General features: G+C 62.2%; 16 protein-coding genes. 13 read left to right on the top strand and 3 right to left on the bottom strand.

Annotation, left to right across the window (positions count from 1 at the left end; translation table 11 throughout):
- Nucleotides 1–16: 16 nt before the first annotated feature.
- From nuoJ to nuoN, 5 genes are read left to right on the top strand one after another with little or no spacing between them, the layout of a single operon-like run.
- Nucleotides 17–535 (top strand): NADH-quinone oxidoreductase subunit J, encoded by a 519-nt coding sequence (gene nuoJ, locus MLD04_RS11655; protein ID WP_248158419.1) that lies wholly within the window; start codon nt 17–19, stop codon nt 533–535.
- Nucleotides 535–843 carry an NADH-quinone oxidoreductase subunit NuoK gene (gene nuoK, locus MLD04_RS11660; protein ID WP_248158420.1) on the top strand — a complete coding sequence of 103 codons (309 nt, stop codon included), beginning with the start codon at nt 535–537 and terminating at the stop codon, nt 841–843. Before nuoJ ends, nuoK begins: the two co-directional genes overlap by 1 nt.
- Nucleotides 840–2,714: an NADH-quinone oxidoreductase subunit L gene (nuoL, locus tag MLD04_RS11665; protein ID WP_248158421.1), complete on the top strand. Its 1,875-nt coding sequence runs from the start codon at nt 840–842 to the stop codon at nt 2,712–2,714. Before nuoK ends, nuoL begins: the two co-directional genes overlap by 4 nt.
- Nucleotides 2,711–4,240 carry an NADH-quinone oxidoreductase subunit M gene (nuoM, locus tag MLD04_RS11670; protein WP_248158422.1) on the top strand — a complete coding sequence of 510 codons (1,530 nt, stop codon included), beginning with the start codon at nt 2,711–2,713 and terminating at the stop codon, nt 4,238–4,240. Before nuoL ends, nuoM begins: the two co-directional genes overlap by 4 nt.
- Nucleotides 4,240–5,673: an NADH-quinone oxidoreductase subunit NuoN gene (gene nuoN, locus MLD04_RS11675; protein ID WP_248158427.1), complete on the top strand. Its 1,434-nt coding sequence runs from the start codon at nt 4,240–4,242 to the stop codon at nt 5,671–5,673. The genes nuoM and nuoN overlap by 1 nt, the downstream gene beginning before the upstream one ends.
- Here nuoN and MLD04_RS11680 read toward each other — a convergent pair.
- Entirely contained in the window at nt 5,670–6,980 is a 1,311-nt protein-coding gene (locus MLD04_RS11680; RefSeq protein WP_248158429.1) for an NAD(P)/FAD-dependent oxidoreductase, read from the bottom strand. The genes nuoN and MLD04_RS11680 overlap by 4 nt on opposite strands.
- Nucleotides 6,981–7,239: 259 nt before the next feature.
- Here MLD04_RS11680 and MLD04_RS11685 point away from each other — a divergent pair, with 259 nt between their 5' ends.
- A complete protein-coding gene (locus MLD04_RS11685) occupies nt 7,240–7,800 on the top strand; it encodes an LOG family protein (protein WP_248158432.1) in 561 nt (186 codons plus the stop codon).
- 1 nt (nt 7,801) lies between these two features.
- On the opposite strand, the gene MLD04_RS11690 is transcribed toward MLD04_RS11685, so the two are convergent.
- Nucleotides 7,802–8,233 (bottom strand): ankyrin repeat domain-containing protein, encoded by a 432-nt coding sequence (locus tag MLD04_RS11690; RefSeq protein WP_248158436.1) that lies wholly within the window; start codon nt 8,231–8,233, stop codon nt 7,802–7,804.
- A gap of 182 nt (nt 8,234–8,415) precedes the next feature.
- On the opposite strand from MLD04_RS11690, the gene MLD04_RS11695 reads away from it, so the two are divergent.
- Entirely contained in the window at nt 8,416–9,045 is a 630-nt protein-coding gene (locus MLD04_RS11695; protein WP_248158439.1) for a YbhB/YbcL family Raf kinase inhibitor-like protein, read from the top strand.
- Between the two features lie 333 nt (nt 9,046–9,378).
- Nucleotides 9,379–11,043, top strand: a complete 1,665-nt coding sequence (locus MLD04_RS11700) for an L-lactate MFS transporter (protein WP_248158442.1) — start codon at nt 9,379–9,381, stop codon at nt 11,041–11,043.
- Between the two features lie 35 nt (nt 11,044–11,078).
- Here MLD04_RS11700 and MLD04_RS11705 read toward each other — a convergent pair whose 3' ends face one another.
- Nucleotides 11,079–12,155 (bottom strand): substrate-binding domain-containing protein, encoded by a 1,077-nt coding sequence (locus MLD04_RS11705; RefSeq protein ID WP_248158445.1) that lies wholly within the window; start codon nt 12,153–12,155, stop codon nt 11,079–11,081.
- An 82-nt stretch (nt 12,156–12,237) separates the two neighbouring features.
- Between MLD04_RS11705 and MLD04_RS11710 the strand changes: the two genes are divergently transcribed.
- From MLD04_RS11710 to MLD04_RS11730, 5 genes are read left to right on the top strand one after another with little or no spacing between them, the layout of a single operon-like run.
- The gene (locus MLD04_RS11710) at nt 12,238–12,774 is read left to right on the top strand and encodes a formate dehydrogenase subunit gamma (protein WP_282451877.1); all 537 of its coding nucleotides are present in this window, start codon (nt 12,238–12,240) and stop codon (nt 12,772–12,774) included.
- An 11-nt stretch (nt 12,775–12,785) separates the two neighbouring features.
- A complete protein-coding gene (locus MLD04_RS11715) occupies nt 12,786–14,330 on the top strand; it encodes a formate dehydrogenase beta subunit (RefSeq protein WP_379882999.1) in 1,545 nt (514 codons plus the stop codon).
- Nucleotides 14,331–14,352: 22 nt separating this feature from the next.
- On the top strand, nt 14,353–17,253 hold the full coding sequence (gene fdhF, locus MLD04_RS11720) for a formate dehydrogenase subunit alpha (protein ID WP_248158451.1): 2,901 nt from the start codon (nt 14,353–14,355) through the stop codon (nt 17,251–17,253).
- Entirely contained in the window at nt 17,234–18,121 is an 888-nt protein-coding gene (gene fdhD, locus MLD04_RS11725; protein ID WP_248158454.1) for a formate dehydrogenase accessory sulfurtransferase FdhD, read from the top strand. The genes fdhF and fdhD overlap by 20 nt, the downstream gene beginning before the upstream one ends.
- Nucleotides 18,114–18,347, top strand: coding sequence for a formate dehydrogenase subunit delta (locus tag MLD04_RS11730; RefSeq protein ID WP_008940219.1), 234 nt, complete (start codon nt 18,114–18,116; stop codon nt 18,345–18,347). The genes fdhD and MLD04_RS11730 overlap by 8 nt, the downstream gene beginning before the upstream one ends.
- Nucleotides 18,348–18,387: the final 40 nt, after the last annotated feature.

An 18,387-nucleotide genomic window follows, 5' to 3' on the forward strand; every position in this document is an offset into this window, starting at 1 on the left:
CCGGAGGAGAGGCCCTATGGAACTGGCATTTTATCTCAGTGGCCTGGTCGCGGTGCTGGCCACACTGGGTGTGATCACTGGCAGGAATCCGGTGCACGCCGTTGTCTACCTGATTGTCTCGCTGATCGCGGTAGCGATGGTGTTTTTTGCGCTGGGCGCACCGTTTGCCGGCGCCCTGGAAATCATTGTCTATGCCGGGGCGATCATGGTGCTGTTCGTGTTTGTGGTGATGATGCTCAACATCGGGCCGGAGCAGGACGGCGACCACACCGGCTGGCGCCACCCGCGACTCTGGATCGGTCCCTCGGTGCTGGCGGCGGTGTTGCTGGCGGTCATGATCACCCTGCTGGTACGGGGCGACATGGCGGGCGCCATTGATGGTGAACTGCTCGCGGCAAGGTCGGTGGGGCTGACACTGTTCGGTCCCTGGCTGGTGGTCGTCGAACTGGCGGCGCTGTTACTGCTGGGTGCCCTGATTTCGGCCTCCCATGTCGGGCGTCGTTCAAATCCGTTGCGGAACAGGAGTGGACGCTGATGACAGGCATTCCGGTGGAACACGGTCTGATTCTGGCCACCTTACTGTTTGTGCTGGGCCTGGTCGGGCTGATGCGGCATCGCAATATGCTGTTCGTGCTGATCAGTCTTGAGGTGATGCTGAATGCGGCGGGCCTGGCCTTTGTAGTAGGGGCTACCGCCTGGGGCCAGCCTGATGGCCAGGCCATGTTCCTGCTGGTGATCACCCTGGCTGCCGCGGAAGCAGCGGTTGGTCTGGCGTTGATGATCCAGCTGTTCCAGCGGGCGCGGTCCCTGAATCTGGATCTGGTCAGCAGGATGCGCGGATGATGGATCTTCCTGTCACCCTGTCGTTTATCTGTCCCCTGATCGGTACCTTGGTGCTGGCGCTTTCCGGTGGTCGGCTGGGGCCGCGCGTCAGTTCCCTGATTGGTGTGGTCAGCATTGGTCTGGCGGCCCTGGCGACGGCGTGGGCCATCTCCCTGTACGTCGCCGGGGCGGGTGCCGTGCGATTTACCCTCTGGACCTGGATTCAGGCGGGCGCCTTCCAGCCCACCATCGGACTGTCGGTGGATGGGTTGGCGCTGGTCATGATGGCGGTCATTACTGGCGTCGGCTTTTTTATTCACCTGTTTGCCGCCTGGTACATGGCCGGTGACACCGGCGTGACCCGCTTTTACGCCTGGATGAACCTGTTCGTCTTCAGCATGCTGATCCTGGTGCTGGCGGATAACCTGATGCTGCTGTTCCTGGGATGGGAAGGTGTCGGGTTGTGCAGCTATCTGCTGATTGGCTATTACTACCAGGACAGTGCCAACGGCCGGGCCGCGTTCAAGGCATTCCTGGTGACGCGGATAGGCGATTTGCTGCTGGCGCTGGGGCTGTTCCTCCTGTTCAACGAGCTGGGTACCCTCGATATCCAGCAGGTGATGGCGCGGGCCGCCGAGGCCTGGTCCGTGGGGAATCCCACCGCGACTGTTGCGGCATTGCTGATCCTCGGCGGGGCGCTGGGCAAATCCGCCCAGGTACCGCTGCATACCTGGCTACCAGACGCCATGGCTGGCCCGACCCCGGTGTCGGCACTGATCCATGCGGCTACCATGGTAACCGCCGGCGTTTATCTGATTGCACGCCTGAACGGCCTGTTCCTGCTCGCACCGCAAGTGCTCTGGCTGGTGGGCGTGATCGGCGCGGTGTCGCTATTACTGGCTGCATTTGCCGCTCTGGCACAGACCGACATCAAGCGGGTATTGGCCTTTTCCACGATGAGCCAGATCGGCTATATGTTTCTGGCTTTGGGCGCTGGTGCGTTTGATGCCGCCATCTTCCACCTGGTGACCCATGCGTTCTTCAAGGCGCTGTTGTTCCTGTCCGCCGGCGCCGTGATTACCAGTTGTCACCACGAGCAGGACATGGCCCGGCTGGGCGGCCTCAGAAAACGCCTGCCGCTGGCCTATGCCGGGTTCCTGGTGGGCGGGTCGGCGCTGGTGGCACTGCCGCTGGTGACCGCCGGTTTCTACAGCAAGGATGAAATCCTCTGGCAGGCGATGGCGTCGGGTCACCAGGGTTTCCTGCTCGCGGGCCTTCTGGGCGCTTTCCTGACCTGCATATATACGGTGCGACTGATTGTCGGTACCTTCCACGGCGACTACGGCAGCGATAACGCCCGTCACGCGGAACAGGGCAGAAATCCGCTGACGCACCATCTGCCGCTGGTGGTTCTGGCAGGGTTGTCCACGGCGCTGGGCGCCTGGCTATACCCGCATCTGGAGGACCTGTTCCCGGCTCCGCCCGGCGCCAGTGCCGAGACCGGCCACACCCTGCTTCAGACCCTGGCCACCGGCACCGTGATTTCCGGTCTGGCGGTCGCGGCCTGGCTGTTTCTGGCCCGTCGTCGCTGGCTTCAGCGGCAGGCCTCGCAAGGGTTGGGGGCCGTGTTGTGGCGTCTCTGGCACCAGGCCTGGGGCGTGGATGCCCTCTACGACCGGCTGCTGGTGCAACCCTGGCTGTTTCTGGTGCGCATAATGAGACATGACGTGGTCAACATGGCCATGAATCTGCCGGCGCTGCTTTCCCGGATCCTGAATGGCGGGCTTGTGCGCGCTCAGAATGGCCGGATTCGCAGCTACGCGACGGTGATGGTGCTCGGGGCCACGATTATTCTGTTGGCCCTGGTGCTGTTTCCGGGGGGTGCTGCATGATCCTTGTCTGGCTGATTCTGATTCCCTTTCTGGGCGGTCTGTTGTGCTGGCAGGCCGATCGCTGGGGCAAGCATGCCCCGCGCTGGATTGCCCTGGCCACCATGCTGTTTGTCCTCGGTATCAGCCTCTGGGTGTGGGTGACCAGCGACTTTGCCCTTCCCGGAAGCAGTCAGGACCACTGGGTCCTGGAATGGCGGACGGGCTGGATCCCCCGCTTTGGCATCGACATACACCTTGCCATGGATGGCCTGTCACTGATCCTGGTAGCGCTCACCGGCTTTCTTGGCGCCCTGGCGGTGTTGTGCTCGTGGCATGAAATCAGTGATCGTATCGGCTTTTTTCACCTGAACCTGCTCTGGATACTGGGCGGCGTCGTGGGCGTGTTCCTGTCGCTGGACCTGTTTGTGTTTTTCCTGTTCTGGGAAATGATGCTGGTGCCCATGTATTTCCTCATCGCGCTCTGGGGGCACAGTGGCTCGGCGGGGCAGACCCGTATCCGGGCCGCCACGCGCTTTTTCATCTATACCCAGGCGAGCGGGCTGTTGATGCTGGTGGCGATTCTCGCGCTGGCGTTCATCCATTTCGGTAACACGGGTGAATGGTCGTTCAACTATTTCGTGCTCCGGGAGGCAGAGATCCCCGAGGCCATCGCGCCCTGGCTGATGCTCGGGTTTTTTGTGGCGTTTGCCGTCAAATTACCCGTGGTTCCGCTCCATGGCTGGTTGCCGGACGCGCACACCCAGGCGCCGACGGCGGGCAGTGTGGATCTGGCCGGTATACTGCTGAAAACCGCCGCCTACGGGATGCTGCGTTTCGGTGTGCCCCTGTTTCCGGCAGAGTCCCAGGCCTTTGCACCGGTGGCCATGGCCCTTGGCCTGTTCAGCATCGTGTATGGTGCGGTGCTCGCCTGTGGCCAGCAGGACATGAAGCGGTTGATCGCCTACACCAGTATTTCCCACATGGGCTTTGTGCTGATTGCCATCTATTCCGGCTCGGAACTCGCGGTTCAGGGCGCGATAGTGCTGATGGTGGCGCACGCGTTCTCGTCGGCGGGGCTGTTTATCCTGAGCGGACAGATCTACGAGCGCCTCCATACCCGAGACATGCGCCTGATGGGCGGGCTGTGGGGGCGTCTGCCCATCCTGCCCGGTCTCACCCTCTGCTTTGTCGCCGCATCCCTCGGGATGCCGGCAACGGCCAATTTCGTCGGAGAGTTCATGATCATGTTCGGAACCTTCAAGACGGCGCCGGTGGTGGTGATCATCGCCAGCAGCGGGCTGGTCCTCTCCGCCATATACTCCCTGTTACTGATGCAGCGAGTCTACTTCGGGCCCGTTTACCGGCAGGGCGCGCTGCCAGGCCCGGACTGGCGGGAGTATTTCATGATGCTGGTCCTGCTGGCCCTGGTCCTCCTGGTTGGCCTTTATCCCCAGCCTCTTCTGGACACCACCGCAGGTCTGTCCGGAACCATTGCCGACCTGTTTGCCGGCATCAGCCCCGTGGACGTTTTCGGGGAGGTGCGTTAATGCTGGAGATCAGAGACCTTTTTTCCATACTGCCCCTGATCATTGTCGGCTCGACCGCCGTGCTGCTCATGCTGGTCATTGCCTGGCAGCGGCACCACACCGCCACGGCACTGATCTCGAGTGCCGGGTTGATTGTCGGTCTGCTGTGCCTGCCGGCGGAGTCCATGTCGGCCGGATCGCCCCCCCTGATGCAGGTGGATGGGCTGGCGCTTATCGCCGGCGCCCTGATCCTGCTTTCGGCCCTGGTGACGGTGATACTGAGCCATCAGTACCTGATCGGTTATATCGGTCCCAAGGAAGAGTTCTACCTGCTACTGCTGTGTGCGACCTCGGGTGCCCTGGCCCTGGTGGCGGCCGATCATCTGGCCATGCTGTTTATCGGCCTGGAACTGCTGTCGATGCCCCTGTACGGCATGCTGGCGTACAGTTTCCGTGCGGAGCGGTCGCTGGAAGCCGGTATCAAGTACCTGCTGCTTTCGGCCACAGCAACGGCGTTTCTCCTGTTTGGCATGGCCCTGATCTATGCCCGGACCGGTAGCCTGGATCTGGGCTGGGTTTCCGGAGCCATGGTGCGGGCATCGGATGCCTGGATGCTGGCTGGCGCTGGCCTGATCGTCGTCGGGCTGGGCTTCAAGCTCTCCGTGGTGCCTTTCCACCTCTGGACGCCGGATGTCTACCAGGGCGGTCCGGCACCGGCCACCATTTTCCTCGCCACCGTCAGCAAACTGGCCGTGTTTGTGGTGTTATTGCGCCTGGCACTGGCAGCGCCGGTGTTCCAGAGTGAGTGGATGCAAACCGTTATCACGGTGCTTGCTTTGCTGACCATGCTGGGCGGCAATCTGCTCGCCCTGTTCCAGGCCAATCTGAAACGTCTCCTGGGGTATTCATCCGTTGCCCACTTCGGTTACCTGCTGGTGGCGATCGTCGCCGGCAATGCCCTTGCGATCGAGACCACGGGGGTTTATCTGGTGACCTACCTGATCACGACGCTGGCGGCCTTCGGTGTGGTAACGATGGTTTCCAGCCCCTTCGGAGGTGAGGATGCCGACGCGCTGCCGCTCTATCGCGGGCTCTTCTGGCGCCGGCCCTATCTGGCAGCGGTCATGACCGTCAGCTTCCTGTCGCTGGCGGGTATCCCACTGACGGCCGGGTTCATCGGCAAGTTCTACGTGATCGCTCTGGGAGTTTCCGAGAGTCGCTGGTGGCTGGTAGGCGGTATTGTCGCAGGCAGTGCCATTGGCCTGTACTACTACCTGCGGGTGATGGTGACGCTTTATCTTCCCGAACCCGGCATGCCGCGCCGTGATGCGGCCCATGACTGGGGCAGCCGGGTCGGGGGGCTGACGCTGATCGCCGTGGCCCTTGCGATCCTCGTGCTCGGTGTCTATCCCACCCCGATGATCGACTGGATCCAGCAGCTGAGCGTCGGTTAGTGCAGTTTGAGCCTTGGATGCATGGCCCGGCTGATCCGGTCCATGAGCCAGATGATGCCGGTCCGGATCATGCCGTGCAGGGCGACCTGGTGCATCCGGTAGAGCGAGAGGTAAAACAGCCTCGCCACCTTGCCCTCAATGTACATGCTGCGCCCGGACAGGTTGCCCATCAGGTTGCCGACCGTGGTGTAGCGACTGAAATTGATCAGTGAGCCGTGGTCGTTGTAGACGAACGGCACCGCCTCCTTGCCCTCCAGACGATTGCAGAGGGTCTTGTAGAGTGCGTCGGCTTGCTGGTGCGCGGCCTGCGCCCTGGGAGGTACGGGGCGCTCCGACTCCGGTTGCGGACAGGCTGCGCAATCCCCGAAGGCAAAGATGTCCGCATCCTGTGTGGTCTGGAGGGTCTGTTCGACCACCAGCTGGTTACCCCGGTTCACTTCCAGACCATCGAGATCACTCAGAAAGGCGGGTGCCTTGATGCCGGCGGCCCAGATGGTCATCTCGGAGGGCAGCTCTGTGCCATCCTTCATGACCACGCTGTTTTCCCGGACCTCGCTCACCGGCTGGCCCGCCAGTACCTTCACATGCTGGCGTTCCAGTTCCCGGGTCGCCGCATTGGACAACCGGCCGGGCAGGGCCGGAAGAATACGATCCGCCGCTTCGATCACCGAAATGGACACATCGGACGCCTGCAGGTGGTTCATCCCGTAAACCGGCAGTTCCCGGGACGCCAGTCGCAGCTCCGCCGCCAGTTCCACGCCGGTGGCCCCGGCGCCGATAATACTGATATTCAAAGCATGCTCTTTGCCCTGCATGGCCTCGTGGTTCTTGCGCAGGAAGGCGTTGAGCATCAGATTGTGGAAGCGCCGGGCCTGCCGGAGGCTGTCGAGGAACAGGCAATGTTCCTGGGCGCCGGGCGTACCGAAGTCATTGGCGGTGCTGCCAACGGCAATCACCAGGGTGTCATAGCTGATGCGGCGCTCGGGTACCACCTCCTGGCCTTCGTCATCGTGGAACGCGTCGATGACGACCTCTTTTGCAGACCGATCCAGTCCACCCATCCGTCCCAGCTGGAACTCGTAATTGTGTTTGCGGGCGTGGGCCCGGTAATTGATTTCATTGGCGTTGGCGTCCAGTGAACCCGAGGCGACCTCGTGCAGCAGGGGCTTCCAGACGTGGGTCAGGCTCGCGTCGACCAGGGTGATTCGTGCCTTGCCCTTCTTGCCCAGTCTGTTGCCAAGGCTGGTGACCAGTTCCAGGCCGCCGGCACCACCACCGACCACCACGATGTGATGAAGATTGCTCATATTTGTCGGACCTTTGGAAATGAAGAGAGCCAAGGGCTCTGGCACCGGAAAGCACTTGGCTGTCCTCACTGTGAAGGCGACCAACAAAGGTAGGGGGCTAACGCTGTGTGGCTCATAGTAACGCGGTGTCGGGAAAAAGAACAATTGGACGGAAGTCCCGGATGACCTGTGCCAACGGAGGGCGCCGATGCCGATCAGTCGCCGCTCATGGTAGAGTCCGGAATAACTGAATTGGCGTTGTAACCGTTGGGGAGAGTTCATGAAAATCGCCGTTTACTGTGGTTCCAGAATGGGCAACGATCCGATCTACGCGGATGGCACCCGGGCTCTGGGTAAGCGATTTGCCGAAGCCGGCATTGACGTGGTGTTCGGCGGTGGGCATGTCGGCCTGATGGGCGTGGTGGCGGATGCGGTTCTGGAACACGGCGGCCGGGTGTTTGGCGTCATACCTGAAGCCCTGCGGGACCGTGAACTGGCCCATGACCGGCTCACCGAATTGCACGTGGTGAGCGACATGCACCAGCGAAAGGCCCGGATGGCGGAGTTGGCGGACGGTTTCCTGGCCTTGCCGGGAGGCATTGGGACGCTGGAAGAGCTGTTCGAGGCCTGGACCTGGGGGCAGCTGGGATTCCACCACAAACCCTGCGGTATCTATAATCTTGGCGGGTTCTATGACCCGTTGCTCGCCCAGGCCGAGACCATGGCCCGGGCTGGCTTCCTCAACCGTGAGTACATTGACATGATTGTGCAGGCGGACACCCCCGAGGCGGTGATTGAGGCCTTCCGGAATTACGTTCCCCCGCACGAGAAATGGACCTGACTTATCCCCGCAGTTCTGCCGCCGCCTCCAGGGCGCCCTCCTGCTGAGCCAGCTCCAGCGCGGTCCGACCGTTTCTGTCACGGGCATCGGCGTCGGCGCCGGCCTTGAGCAGGCGGGCAATGATGCTGCACCGGTTGGACAGTGCCGCCACCATGAGAGGGGTCTGTCCCCGGTTGTTCCGGTGATCGACGGTGGCCCCCATTTCCAGCAGAAGCTCCACCGTGTCGCTCTGACCGTTTTCAGAAGCCAACATCAGTAGGCTGTCTCCGTCGGTGGTTCGTATGTCCACGGGCAGGCCGGCCTGCAGGAGCGGGCGAAGCATCGTGGACCCTCCGTTCCTGGCCAGATCGAACATCCCCTGCGCCAGTGCGATGGCATCCTCATCCTGCTGGGTTTCCGGTGGGCGCGGGCTGCCCGGTGTCTTGCTGCTCATCGTGACCTCGGTGCTGATGTGTGTCGGCCTGTGGGCCGGGAGCCGGTATCGGCGGCCTGCTGCTGATCTGGACAGAGGGCCGACACCACTGTTAAAACCGTTGTATCACAGATCCGGTGGCGAGTGTGTGCCGCTGCCGGCCAGAAGCCAACGATCAACCACCATCGACAGGAGACACGATCGTGAAACTGCAGGTTCGAGGTATTGAGGAAGGCCAGCCGATTCCGGAGAAATTCGCATTCGGCGTATTCAGTGAACAGGACCACATGAGTTTCGGGCCCAACCGGAATCCTGAAATAACCTGGGAAGACGCGCCGGAGGGGACCAGGAGCTTTGTGGTCATGATGTTCGATCCGGATGTGCCCAGTGTCGCGGACGACGTCAACCAGGAAGGCAAGACCGTGTCCGCCGATTTGCCGCGGGTCGACTTTTTCCACTGGTTGCTGGTGGACGTTCCAGCCAGTGTGAACCGGATTCCGGAGGGTGAGGACAGTGACGGTGTCACCCCGAAAGGCAAAGCCTACGGGCCGGGCCCCATCGGCATCCGGGGTGTCAACAACTACACCCAGTTCCTCGCCGGCAACCCGGACATGGCCGGCACCTATGCCGGTTATGACGGCCCCTGCCCGCCCTGGAACGATGAAATCATTCATCACTACCACTACGAGGTACATGCGCTGGATGTGGAAAGTCTCGGACTGGACGGCGAGTTTGATGGCAATGCCGTGCGTGAAGCGATGGCAGGCCACGTTCTGGCCAGCGCCCGGGTAACCGGAACCTATACCCTCAATCCGGAACTCCGGGAATCGTGACGTTTCACTGATAGCGAAATGCTATTTCGCCTATAGCCGGAGGCTTTCGTCTGGAGAGTTTCCGGTTCTTCAGCCCACCCCTTCACCGCTGCACCCCAGATAGGACAAGGAGTTGATGCACCTGATTCAATAGCGATCAAAAGGCGATCATCGAATAAGCACAATTTTTCATAAGACTTTCCGCTAGTTGTTCTAATTAACGCCCTGAACTCAAATCCTCAGACGTCGATACCAAAAATTGACTTATCTCAAATATGTTCCGGTGGTCATATTTGATTGGTCCGGCGATTATCCACAACGGCAACACTTACAACAACAAGATGAGGTACGTTTATGGATGGAGTAACGGGCGATCGCGTCTATGAAGGAGGCGGCGCACAGCGCAAGCCCGGCCTTCTGGATCGCGAAAACACAATAGCAGGCCCCAATTTCAATCGATGGCTGGTGCCCACGGCAGCGCTGGCCATTCATCTGTGTATCGGTATGGCGTACGGGTTCTCCGTCTTCTGGATACCGATGTCGAACATGATTCCGGCCAGCGAAACAGCGGCCTGCACCGATGTAGGTCTGATGCAGGCTCTGACGACCACTACCTGTAACTGGGCGGTGAGCCACGTCGCCTATACCTTTGGTATTTTCATCGCAATGCTGGGTGTCTCTGCCGCACTCTGGGGTGCCTGGCTGGAGCACGCCGGTCCCCGGAAGGCCGGTTTCATTGCCGCCCTGTGCTGGGGTGGCGGTATGGCCGTCGGCGGTGTGGGCGTCATGACCCATCAGCTCTGGCTGTTGTATCTGGGCTGCGGCGTGCTCGGTGGCGTCGGTCAGGGCCTGGGTTACATCACGCCGGTCTCCACGCTGATCAAGTGGTTCCCGGATCGCCGGGGCATGGCAACGGGCTTTGCCATCATGGGCTATGGTGGTGGCGCCATGGTGGGTGCACCCCTCGCGGTATGGCTGATGGGCACCTTCTCCCAGGACGGCGGCACCGGCGTAGCCAGTACCATGATCGTCATGGGCTTTATCTACTTCCTGGTCATGAGCGCCGGGGCGTTCGGGTTCCGGGTACCGCCCAATGGCTGGAAGCCCAGCGGCTGGCAGCCGACCGAGGCGGATACCTCCAATGAAATGATCACCATGGGCCACGTGCATCTGCGCCAGGCCTGGAAGACCAAGCAGTTCTGGCTGATCTGGAGTGTATTGTTCCTGAATGTGACCGCTGGCATTGCAGTGATCTCCATGGCAAGCCCGATGCTGCAGGATGTCTTTGGCGGGGCGCTGGTGGGTCTTGAGGATGCCTCGGCTGCGCTTACCGCGTCACAGAAGGCGGCGGTAGCGGCTGCAGCGGCCGGTCTGGTAGGGCTGATCAGTCTGTTCAACAGTGTCGGGCGCCTGTTCTGGGCCTCCCTGTCGGACAAGATCGGTCGCAAGAACACCTACTACACGTTCTTTGTGCTCGGGATCGCCGTCTACTGTCTGCTGCCGACCTGGGGCCATATGGGCGCACCAGGACTGTTCGTGATCTCCATCTGCATCATCCTGAGTATGTACGGGGGTGGGTTTGCCACGGTGCCGGCCTACCTGGCGGACATTTTCGGCACCCAGATGGTGGGCGCGATCCATGGCCGTCTGTTGACCGCCTGGTCCGCGGCGGGCCTGGTCGGCCCGGTCATTATCACGCTGTTGCGCGAAGCCCAGCTGGATGCCGGGGTGGAACGGGCGCTGGTGTATGACCGCACGCTCTACATCATGGCCGGCCTGCTGCTCGTGGGTCTGATCTGTAACAGTCTGGTCAAGCCGGTGCACAAGTCGCTGCACATGGACGAGGAAGAGCTGGCCCGTGAGCGGGCATTGCAGCACGACTCCCACATCTCGGCCAATGCCGAGACGGCAGCCCGCGGCCGGTTCGGGCCCCTGGGTGTTGTCTGCTGGCTGGCGGTGGGAGTGCCGTTCCTGATCGGGCTCTACATCGCTATCGCCAAGGCGGCGGCGTTGTTCTGACCGGGAGCCCCGCCTGACCGGAGTCGGGCGGGGTGTCAGCCATCCTCGGCGATCAGCTGTTCGAAGGTGATGACCTCGCCGGGGTGGTCCGGATCGTAACCGGGCACCTGATGGATCCGGTCAACGAAGGTGCTGGAACGCATGAGAGCGAGCAGATGTTGCAGATTGGGGTCGTCCAGGCGGTCCTTCCGGCACAGCAGCAGATAGTGCTCGGAGACAACCTCGACAAAGTCCAGGTTGAACTGCCGGGCGGCCGCTTCGACGCCGAATCCGACGTCGGCCATGCCCGAGGCTACGAAGGCAGCGACCGCCGTATGGGTCAGTTCCTGCTGAGGCATGCGGTTGATGGCGTCTTCGGAAAAACCCGCCTGGTCCAGCAGGAGATTGAACAGCAGACGGGTGCCGGAATGCCGGTCCCGGCCAATGAACCGGGCCTGGGTGTTGACCAGGTCCTCGAAGCTTTCGACCCGGGGTTCGAGTTCGCGGCGCATCATCAGGCCTTCCCGTCGGGTGACGAAGCGAATCAGGCGGAACTCATGGCGGCTCAGGTGGTGCCGGTAGTGATCCAGCACTCTCTCGGCCAGCACCGGCTGGGTCGGGAAGTGGAAGCTGGCGATGTCGCAGTCGCCGCGGTTCAGGGCCGACAGAGCCTCATCCGGATTGCGGTACTGAAGGTTGATTTCGACCGTGTCGGAGAACTCCGGGAGCAGGGCGACCGCATAGCCATGGCTGGCATGGAGCCGGAGCACACGGTGGGTGCCAGCGAGGATCTGCTGGATCTGGTCGTTGAACTCGGAGGCCATGCTGTCGATCTGGGGCCCCAGTCGGGCTTTGACTCGCTGCTCCGCCCAGAGCAGTTTCTCCCCCAAGGGGGTGAGCTGGGTGCCGTGGCCCTTCTGCATATGGACCAGGGGTATGCCGAAGACGTCGGTGCCGCGGTTGAGAAGGTTCCAGGCGTGCCGGTAAGACACGTTTGCGGCCCGGGCTGCGTCGGTCAGTTTGCCGGTTTCCCGGATGCTGTCGAGCAGACGGAAGAGTACCGGTTCGAACCAGTCGCCGTCGTCGGTCTGAAAGACCCACGCGGGCGAGAGGGTAAGCTTCTTTTTATGCATGCGGATTCATATTCCGTGGGCGTTGCGGGAGTGCTAGCTTGGCTATAGCACTGTAGCAGAACAAAAACAGGTAGGAATAGTGATGCATATGTCAGCGCAGAGTAACCCAGCCTCGAATCAGGACAACCTGCCCGGTTCCGCGGAATGGACCCCTGACATGATCCAGGCGATTGTGGCGGATCTGAAACACAAGCCCGGCGCCCTCCTTCCCATTCTGCATGCCATTCAGGATCGGGTCGGCCACATTCCGGACGGTGCCGTGCCAATCATTGCCGAGGGCCTGCAGCAGACCCGGGCTGACATCCACGGTGTCATCAGTTTCTACCATCACTTCCGCACCCAGCCGGCCGGCAGCCATGTGCTGCAGGTCTGTCGGGCAGAAGCCTGCCAGTCGATGGGCAGCCGGGCTCTGGAGGCACACATCCGCAACCGCCTGGGGGTGGATTATCACCAGACCACCGCCGATCGCGAGTTCACCCTGGAACCGGTGTATTGCCTGGGTAACTGTGCTTGTGCCCCGTCCATCCGGGTGAACGACCGCATCCATGGCCGGATGACGCCGGAGAAGTTTGACCGGCTGGCGGAACAACTGACCACCTCGACACTCGAACTCAAATAAGCGCGGGAGAAATGACCATGGCGACCCGAATTTACGTGCCCTGCGACACCACGGCGCTCTCCCTTGGCGCCGACGAGGTGGCCTCGCTGATTGAGCGCCACGCCCGGGACCGCGGTGCCGATGTCACGATTGTCCGGAACGGTTCACGGGGCCTGTTCTGGCTGGAACCGCTGGTGGAAGTGGATACCGGATCCGGCCGGGTCGCCTATGGCCCGGTGGAGCCCGACGATGTGGCGGGCCTGGTCGAAGCCGGAATGCTGGAAGCGCGGCCCGAGCATGAAAACTACCTGGGTAACATCGACGATCATCCTTACCTGAAACGCCAGCAACGGCTGACGTTCGCCCGCATTGGCCTGACCGATCCGCTGTCCATTGAGGATTACCGCTCCCATGGCGGCTTTGATGGACTGGAGAAGGCGCTGGGCCTGGATCCCCAGGGCATTGTGGACGAAGTGAAAACTTCGGGACTGCGGGGCCGTGGCGGCGCTGCGTTTCCCACTGGAATCAAGTGGCAGACCGTGCACGATGAGCCCTGGCAGCAGCAGAAATACATCGTCTGCAATGCTGACGAGGGCGACTCTGGCACCTTTGCCGACCGGCTGGTGATGGAATGTGATCCGTTCATGCTGATCGAAGGCATGACCATTGCCGGCCTTGCCGTGGGTGCCACCCGGGGCTTTATCTATCTGCGGTCCGAATACCCCATAGCCCATCGCATCCTGGACGAAGCGATCCGCCGGGCCGAAGCCGACGGCTATCTGGGCGAAGATGTCCGGGGCAGTGGTCGGGCGTTCCACCTGGAAGTCCGGCTGGCGGCGGGCGCCTATATCTGCGGTGAGGAAACGTCACTGCTGGAGAGCCTCGAAGGCAAGCGGGGCCTGGTGCGTGCCAAACCGCCGTTACCGGCGATCAAGGGCCTGTTCGGGCAGCCGACGGTGGTCAATAACGTGCTGTCGTTTGCGGCGGTTCCCTTCATTCTGGCTGAAGGTGGCCAGGCCTACGCCGATTACGGCATGGGCAAGTCCCGGGGCACCCTGCCTATCCAGCTGGCCGGCAATATCCGGCGCGGCGGACTGATTGAGCTCGCCTTTGGCGTAACCCTGCGGGACATCCTGGATGACTTCGGCGGTGGCACCTTGACCGGTCGCCCGATGAAAGCGGTACAGGTGGGTGGCCCATTGATGGCGTATATGCCGGCCAGTCAGTGGGATACCCCGATGGATTACGAGGCCTTCGCGGCCCTCGGCGCGGGCATCGGCCACGGTGGCGTAGTGGCCTTCGATGACACTGTCGACATGGGCGAACAGGCCCGGTTCGCCATGGAGTTCTGCACCGTGGAGTCCTGCGGAAAATGCACACCCTGCCGCATCGGTTCGGTGCGTGGGGTGGAAGTGATCGACCGCATCCGGGCGGGTGAAAACACCGACGCCAACCTGGTCCTGCTGGAAGACCTGTGCGAGACCATGGTCGATGGTTCGCTCTGTGCCATGGGTGGCATGACGCCGTTCCCGGTCCAGAGCGTAATGAAACATTTCCCGGACGACCTGACGGCCTGACCGAATCGAGTGGAGGCACGATATGTTGCAATATTTTGACCCCGGCAAGAGCGGCCTGAACCCCGACATCGATTACGGCACGCCGCCGAGCGAATCTGAAACCCTGGTCAGCGTGTCCATCGACGGCACCGACATCAGCGTACCCGAGGGCACGTCAGTCCTGCGGGCGGCTGCGCTGGCCGGCATCACCATTCCCAAGTTGTGTGCATCGGACAATCTGGAGGCGTTCGGTTCCTGCCGCATGTGCGCGGTGGAGATCGAAGGCCGGCGCGGCTATCCCGCGTCGTGCACCACGCCCGTGGCCGAGGGCATGTCTGTCACCACCCAGAATGGCAAACTGGCGAAGCTCCGGCGGAATATCATGGAGCTGTACATCTCCGATCATCCGCTGGACTGCCTGACCTGCCCGGCCAATGGCAACTGCGAACTGCAGGACGTCGCCGGCGCTGTCGGCCTGCGGGAAGTCCGCTACGGCTTTGACGGTGAGAATCATCTGGATGCGGATGTGGACGACTCCAACCCCTATTTCAGCTTTGATCCGAGCAAGTGCATTGTTTGCTCCCGGTGTGTCCGTGCCTGTGAGGAAGTGCAGGGCACCTTTGCCCTGACCATCGAGGGCCGTGGCTTCGAATCGAAAGTCTCGGCCGGCCAGAGCGAGCCGTTCATGGATTCCGAGTGCGTCTCCTGCGGCGCCTGCGTCCAGGCCTGCCCGACTTCCACACTGATGGAAAAGAGTGTGATTGAAGCCGGCCAGCCGGAGCACAGCGTGGTGACCACCTGTGCCTATTGTGGCGTGGGCTGCTCGTTCAAGGCGGAAATGAAGGGCGACCAGCTGGTGCGCATGGTGCCTTACAAGGGCGGCGACGCCAATCATGGCCACTCCTGTGTGAAGGGCCGCTTTGCCTTCGGGTACGCCACCCACAAGGATCGCATCCGCGAACCGATGATCCGGGATTCCATCAACGAGCCCTGGCGTACCGTGTCCTGGGACGAAGCCATCGGGTTCGCCGCGAAGAGGCTCAAGGACACCCAGGCGAAGTATGGCCGCGAGAGCATTGGTGGCATTACCTCGTCCCGCTGCACCAACGAGGAAACCTATCTGGTGCAGAAACTCATCCGGGCGGCCTTCGGTAACAACAATACCGACACCTGTGCCCGGGTGTGCCATTCCCCCACCGGCTTTGGCCTGAAGACCACCATTGGCGAGTCGGCCGGGACCCAGACGTTTGACTCGGTGATGAAGGCGGACACCATCGTGGTGATCGGCGCCAACCCCACCGACGCCCATCCGGTGTTCGGCTCCCAGATGCGCCGGCGCTTGCGCCAGGGTGCGAAGCTGATCGTGATCGATCCGCGCCGCATCGACCTGCTGAAAACACCCCACGGCAGTGAAGGCATTCACCTGCCGCTGCGGCCCGGCACCAACGTCGCCATGGTGAATGCCCTGGCCCATGTGATTGTGACCGAGGGCCTGGAAGACAAGGCGTTTATCGAGGGCCGTTGCGAGCCGGAACAGTACCGGGCATGGCGCGACTTCATCGTCGAGGAACGCAACTCGCCGGAGGCCATGGAAGCGGTCACCGGTGTGCCGGCTGAACTGGTGCGCAAGGCTGCCCGGATCTATGGTGAGGCGCGCAACGGTGCCATCTATTACGGCCTGGGCGTCACCGAGCACAGCCAGGGCTCCACCATGGTCATGGGTATCGCCAACCTCGCCATGGCCACCGGCAACCTGGGTCGCGAGGGCGTGGGCGTCAATCCGCTGCGGGGTCAGAACAACGTCCAGGGTTCCTGCGACATGGGCTCTTTCCCCCACGAACTGCCTGGATACCAGCACGTTGGCGATCCGAATGTGCGCGAGCGCTTCGAGGGTGACTGGGGCGTTTCCATCGACCCCGAGCCGGGGCTGCGGATCCCCAATATGTTCGACGCCGCCATTGCCGGTACCTTCAAGGCCATGTACGTGCAGGGGGAGGATATCGCCCAGTCGGACCCCAACACCCAGCATGTGGAGGCGGCACTGACGTCGCTGGATTGCCTGATCGTCCAGGACATTTTCCTGAACGAAACCGCCAAGTTCGCCCATGTGCTGCTGCCGGGTTCCACCTTCCTGGAGAAGAACGGCACCTTCACCAACGCCGAACGCCGTATCAACCGGGTTCGCAAGGTAATGGCGCCGGTGGCCGGCATGGAGGACTGGGAAGTCACCATGGCCCTGTCCAACGCGCTGGGTTACCCGATGCACTACCGGCATCCATCGGAAATCATGGATGAAATCGCCCGACTCACGCCCACCTTTACCGGCGTGAGCTACGAGAAGCTCGACCGTTTGGGCAGTATCCAGTGGCCCTGTAACGAGGAGCACCCGGACGGGACGCCCACCATGCACGTACTGGACTTCCCCATTGGCCGGGGCAAGTTTGCCGTCACCGAGTACGTGGCCAGCGAGGAGAAGACCAACCGGAAGTTCCCGCTGCTGCTGACCACCGGTCGAATCCTGAGCCAGTACAACGTTGGCGCCCAGACCCGCCGGACGGAGAACAGCCGCTGGCACGAAGAGGACGTGCTGGAGATCCACCCCAGCGATGCCGAGCTTCGCGGTATCCACGACGGAGACTGGCTGGGCATTTCCAGCCGGGTGGGCCGGACCGTCCTGCGGGCGAAAGTCAGTGACCGGATGCTGCCGGGCGTGGTCTACACCACCTTCCATCATCCCGGCAGCGGGGCCAACGTGATTACCACCGACAGCTCCGACTGGGCCACCAACTGCCCGGAATACAAGGTGACGGCGGTACAGGTGGAAAAGGTGACCCAGCCATCCGAGTGGCAGCGCCACTTCCGGCAGTTCGATGAGCGTCAGCATGAATTGCTGACGCCCGCAGCCGCCAACGCGGAGACCTCCGATGCCACGGCCATCAAGTAGTCCGGCGGCTGCCGCAAGGGTGACCCTGGCCTCCGACCCGGATCATCGTCCGCCGGCCAGTTGCGAGGTTGCGGTAGACGTTTACGGGGGTATCCGGCCGGCGTCGGGCCTGGACCGCGTGGCCGAGGAAGTGCCCGTGGCGATGGTCTACAACGGTATTTCCCATGCGGTGATGATGGCCTCGCCCTGTGACCTGGAAGATTTCGCCCTGGGTTTCAGCCTGACCGAGGGCATTCTGGACCGACCGGACCAGCTGTTCGGCCTGGATGTGTACGCCAGTGAGGACGGTATTGCTGTCGAGATGCACATTGCCGGAGACTGCTTCGCGCGATTGCGTAACCAGCGACGTAACATGACCGGGCGCACGGGCTGCGGGTTATGCGGAACCGAATCCCTGGCGCACGCAATCCGTCCCATCGGGCGCGTGCCCGACGGCCCGACTCCGGACGACACCGCTGTCCAGCGGGCGTTGAAGAGTCTGCGTTGTTACCAGCCGCTGCAGGAACAGACCGGAGCCACCCATGGCGCGGCCTGGTGCGACAACGAAGGCCGGATACACCAGGCCCGGGAGGATGTGGGGCGGCACAACGCCCTGGATAAGCTGATCGGGGCACGTATCCGGGACCACGGCCCCGCGGCGTTCGACAATGGGTTTGTCCTGGTGTCGAGCCGCGCCAGCTTCGAAATGGTGCACAAGAGTGCCAGTGTCGGCGTCCGGACACTGGTGGCGGTATCCGCCGCCACCGCCCTGGCGATCCGCGAAGCCGGCAAGGCCGGCATGACCCTGATCGGCTTTGCCCGCCCGGGCCGGCATGTACGCTACAACCGCGGCGACGAGTTTCCTGTCGAGGAGAGCATTGATGAGTGACCAGCAACTCCAGAACCTGATCAAGATGATCAATCAGATCAGTATCAATAACCTCCATCATGGCGATGAGGACAAGGCCGCGGATGTCGTAGCCACGCACATCCGGAAATTCTGGGCCCGCAGTATGAAGCAGCAGATCATCGACTACGCCGAGTCCGATGGCATCGAGTTGTCTGCGGTGTCCCGGCTCGCCGTCAAACGGCTGGCTGAGCCCCAGGAGGCCTGAACCGGTCATCAAACTGTCGCCCGCCTGTCACCTCCCCGTC

It is taken from the genome of Marinobacter koreensis (assembly GCF_023156285.1).
Taxonomy (GTDB): domain Bacteria; phylum Pseudomonadota; class Gammaproteobacteria; order Pseudomonadales; family Oleiphilaceae; genus Marinobacter; species Marinobacter koreensis.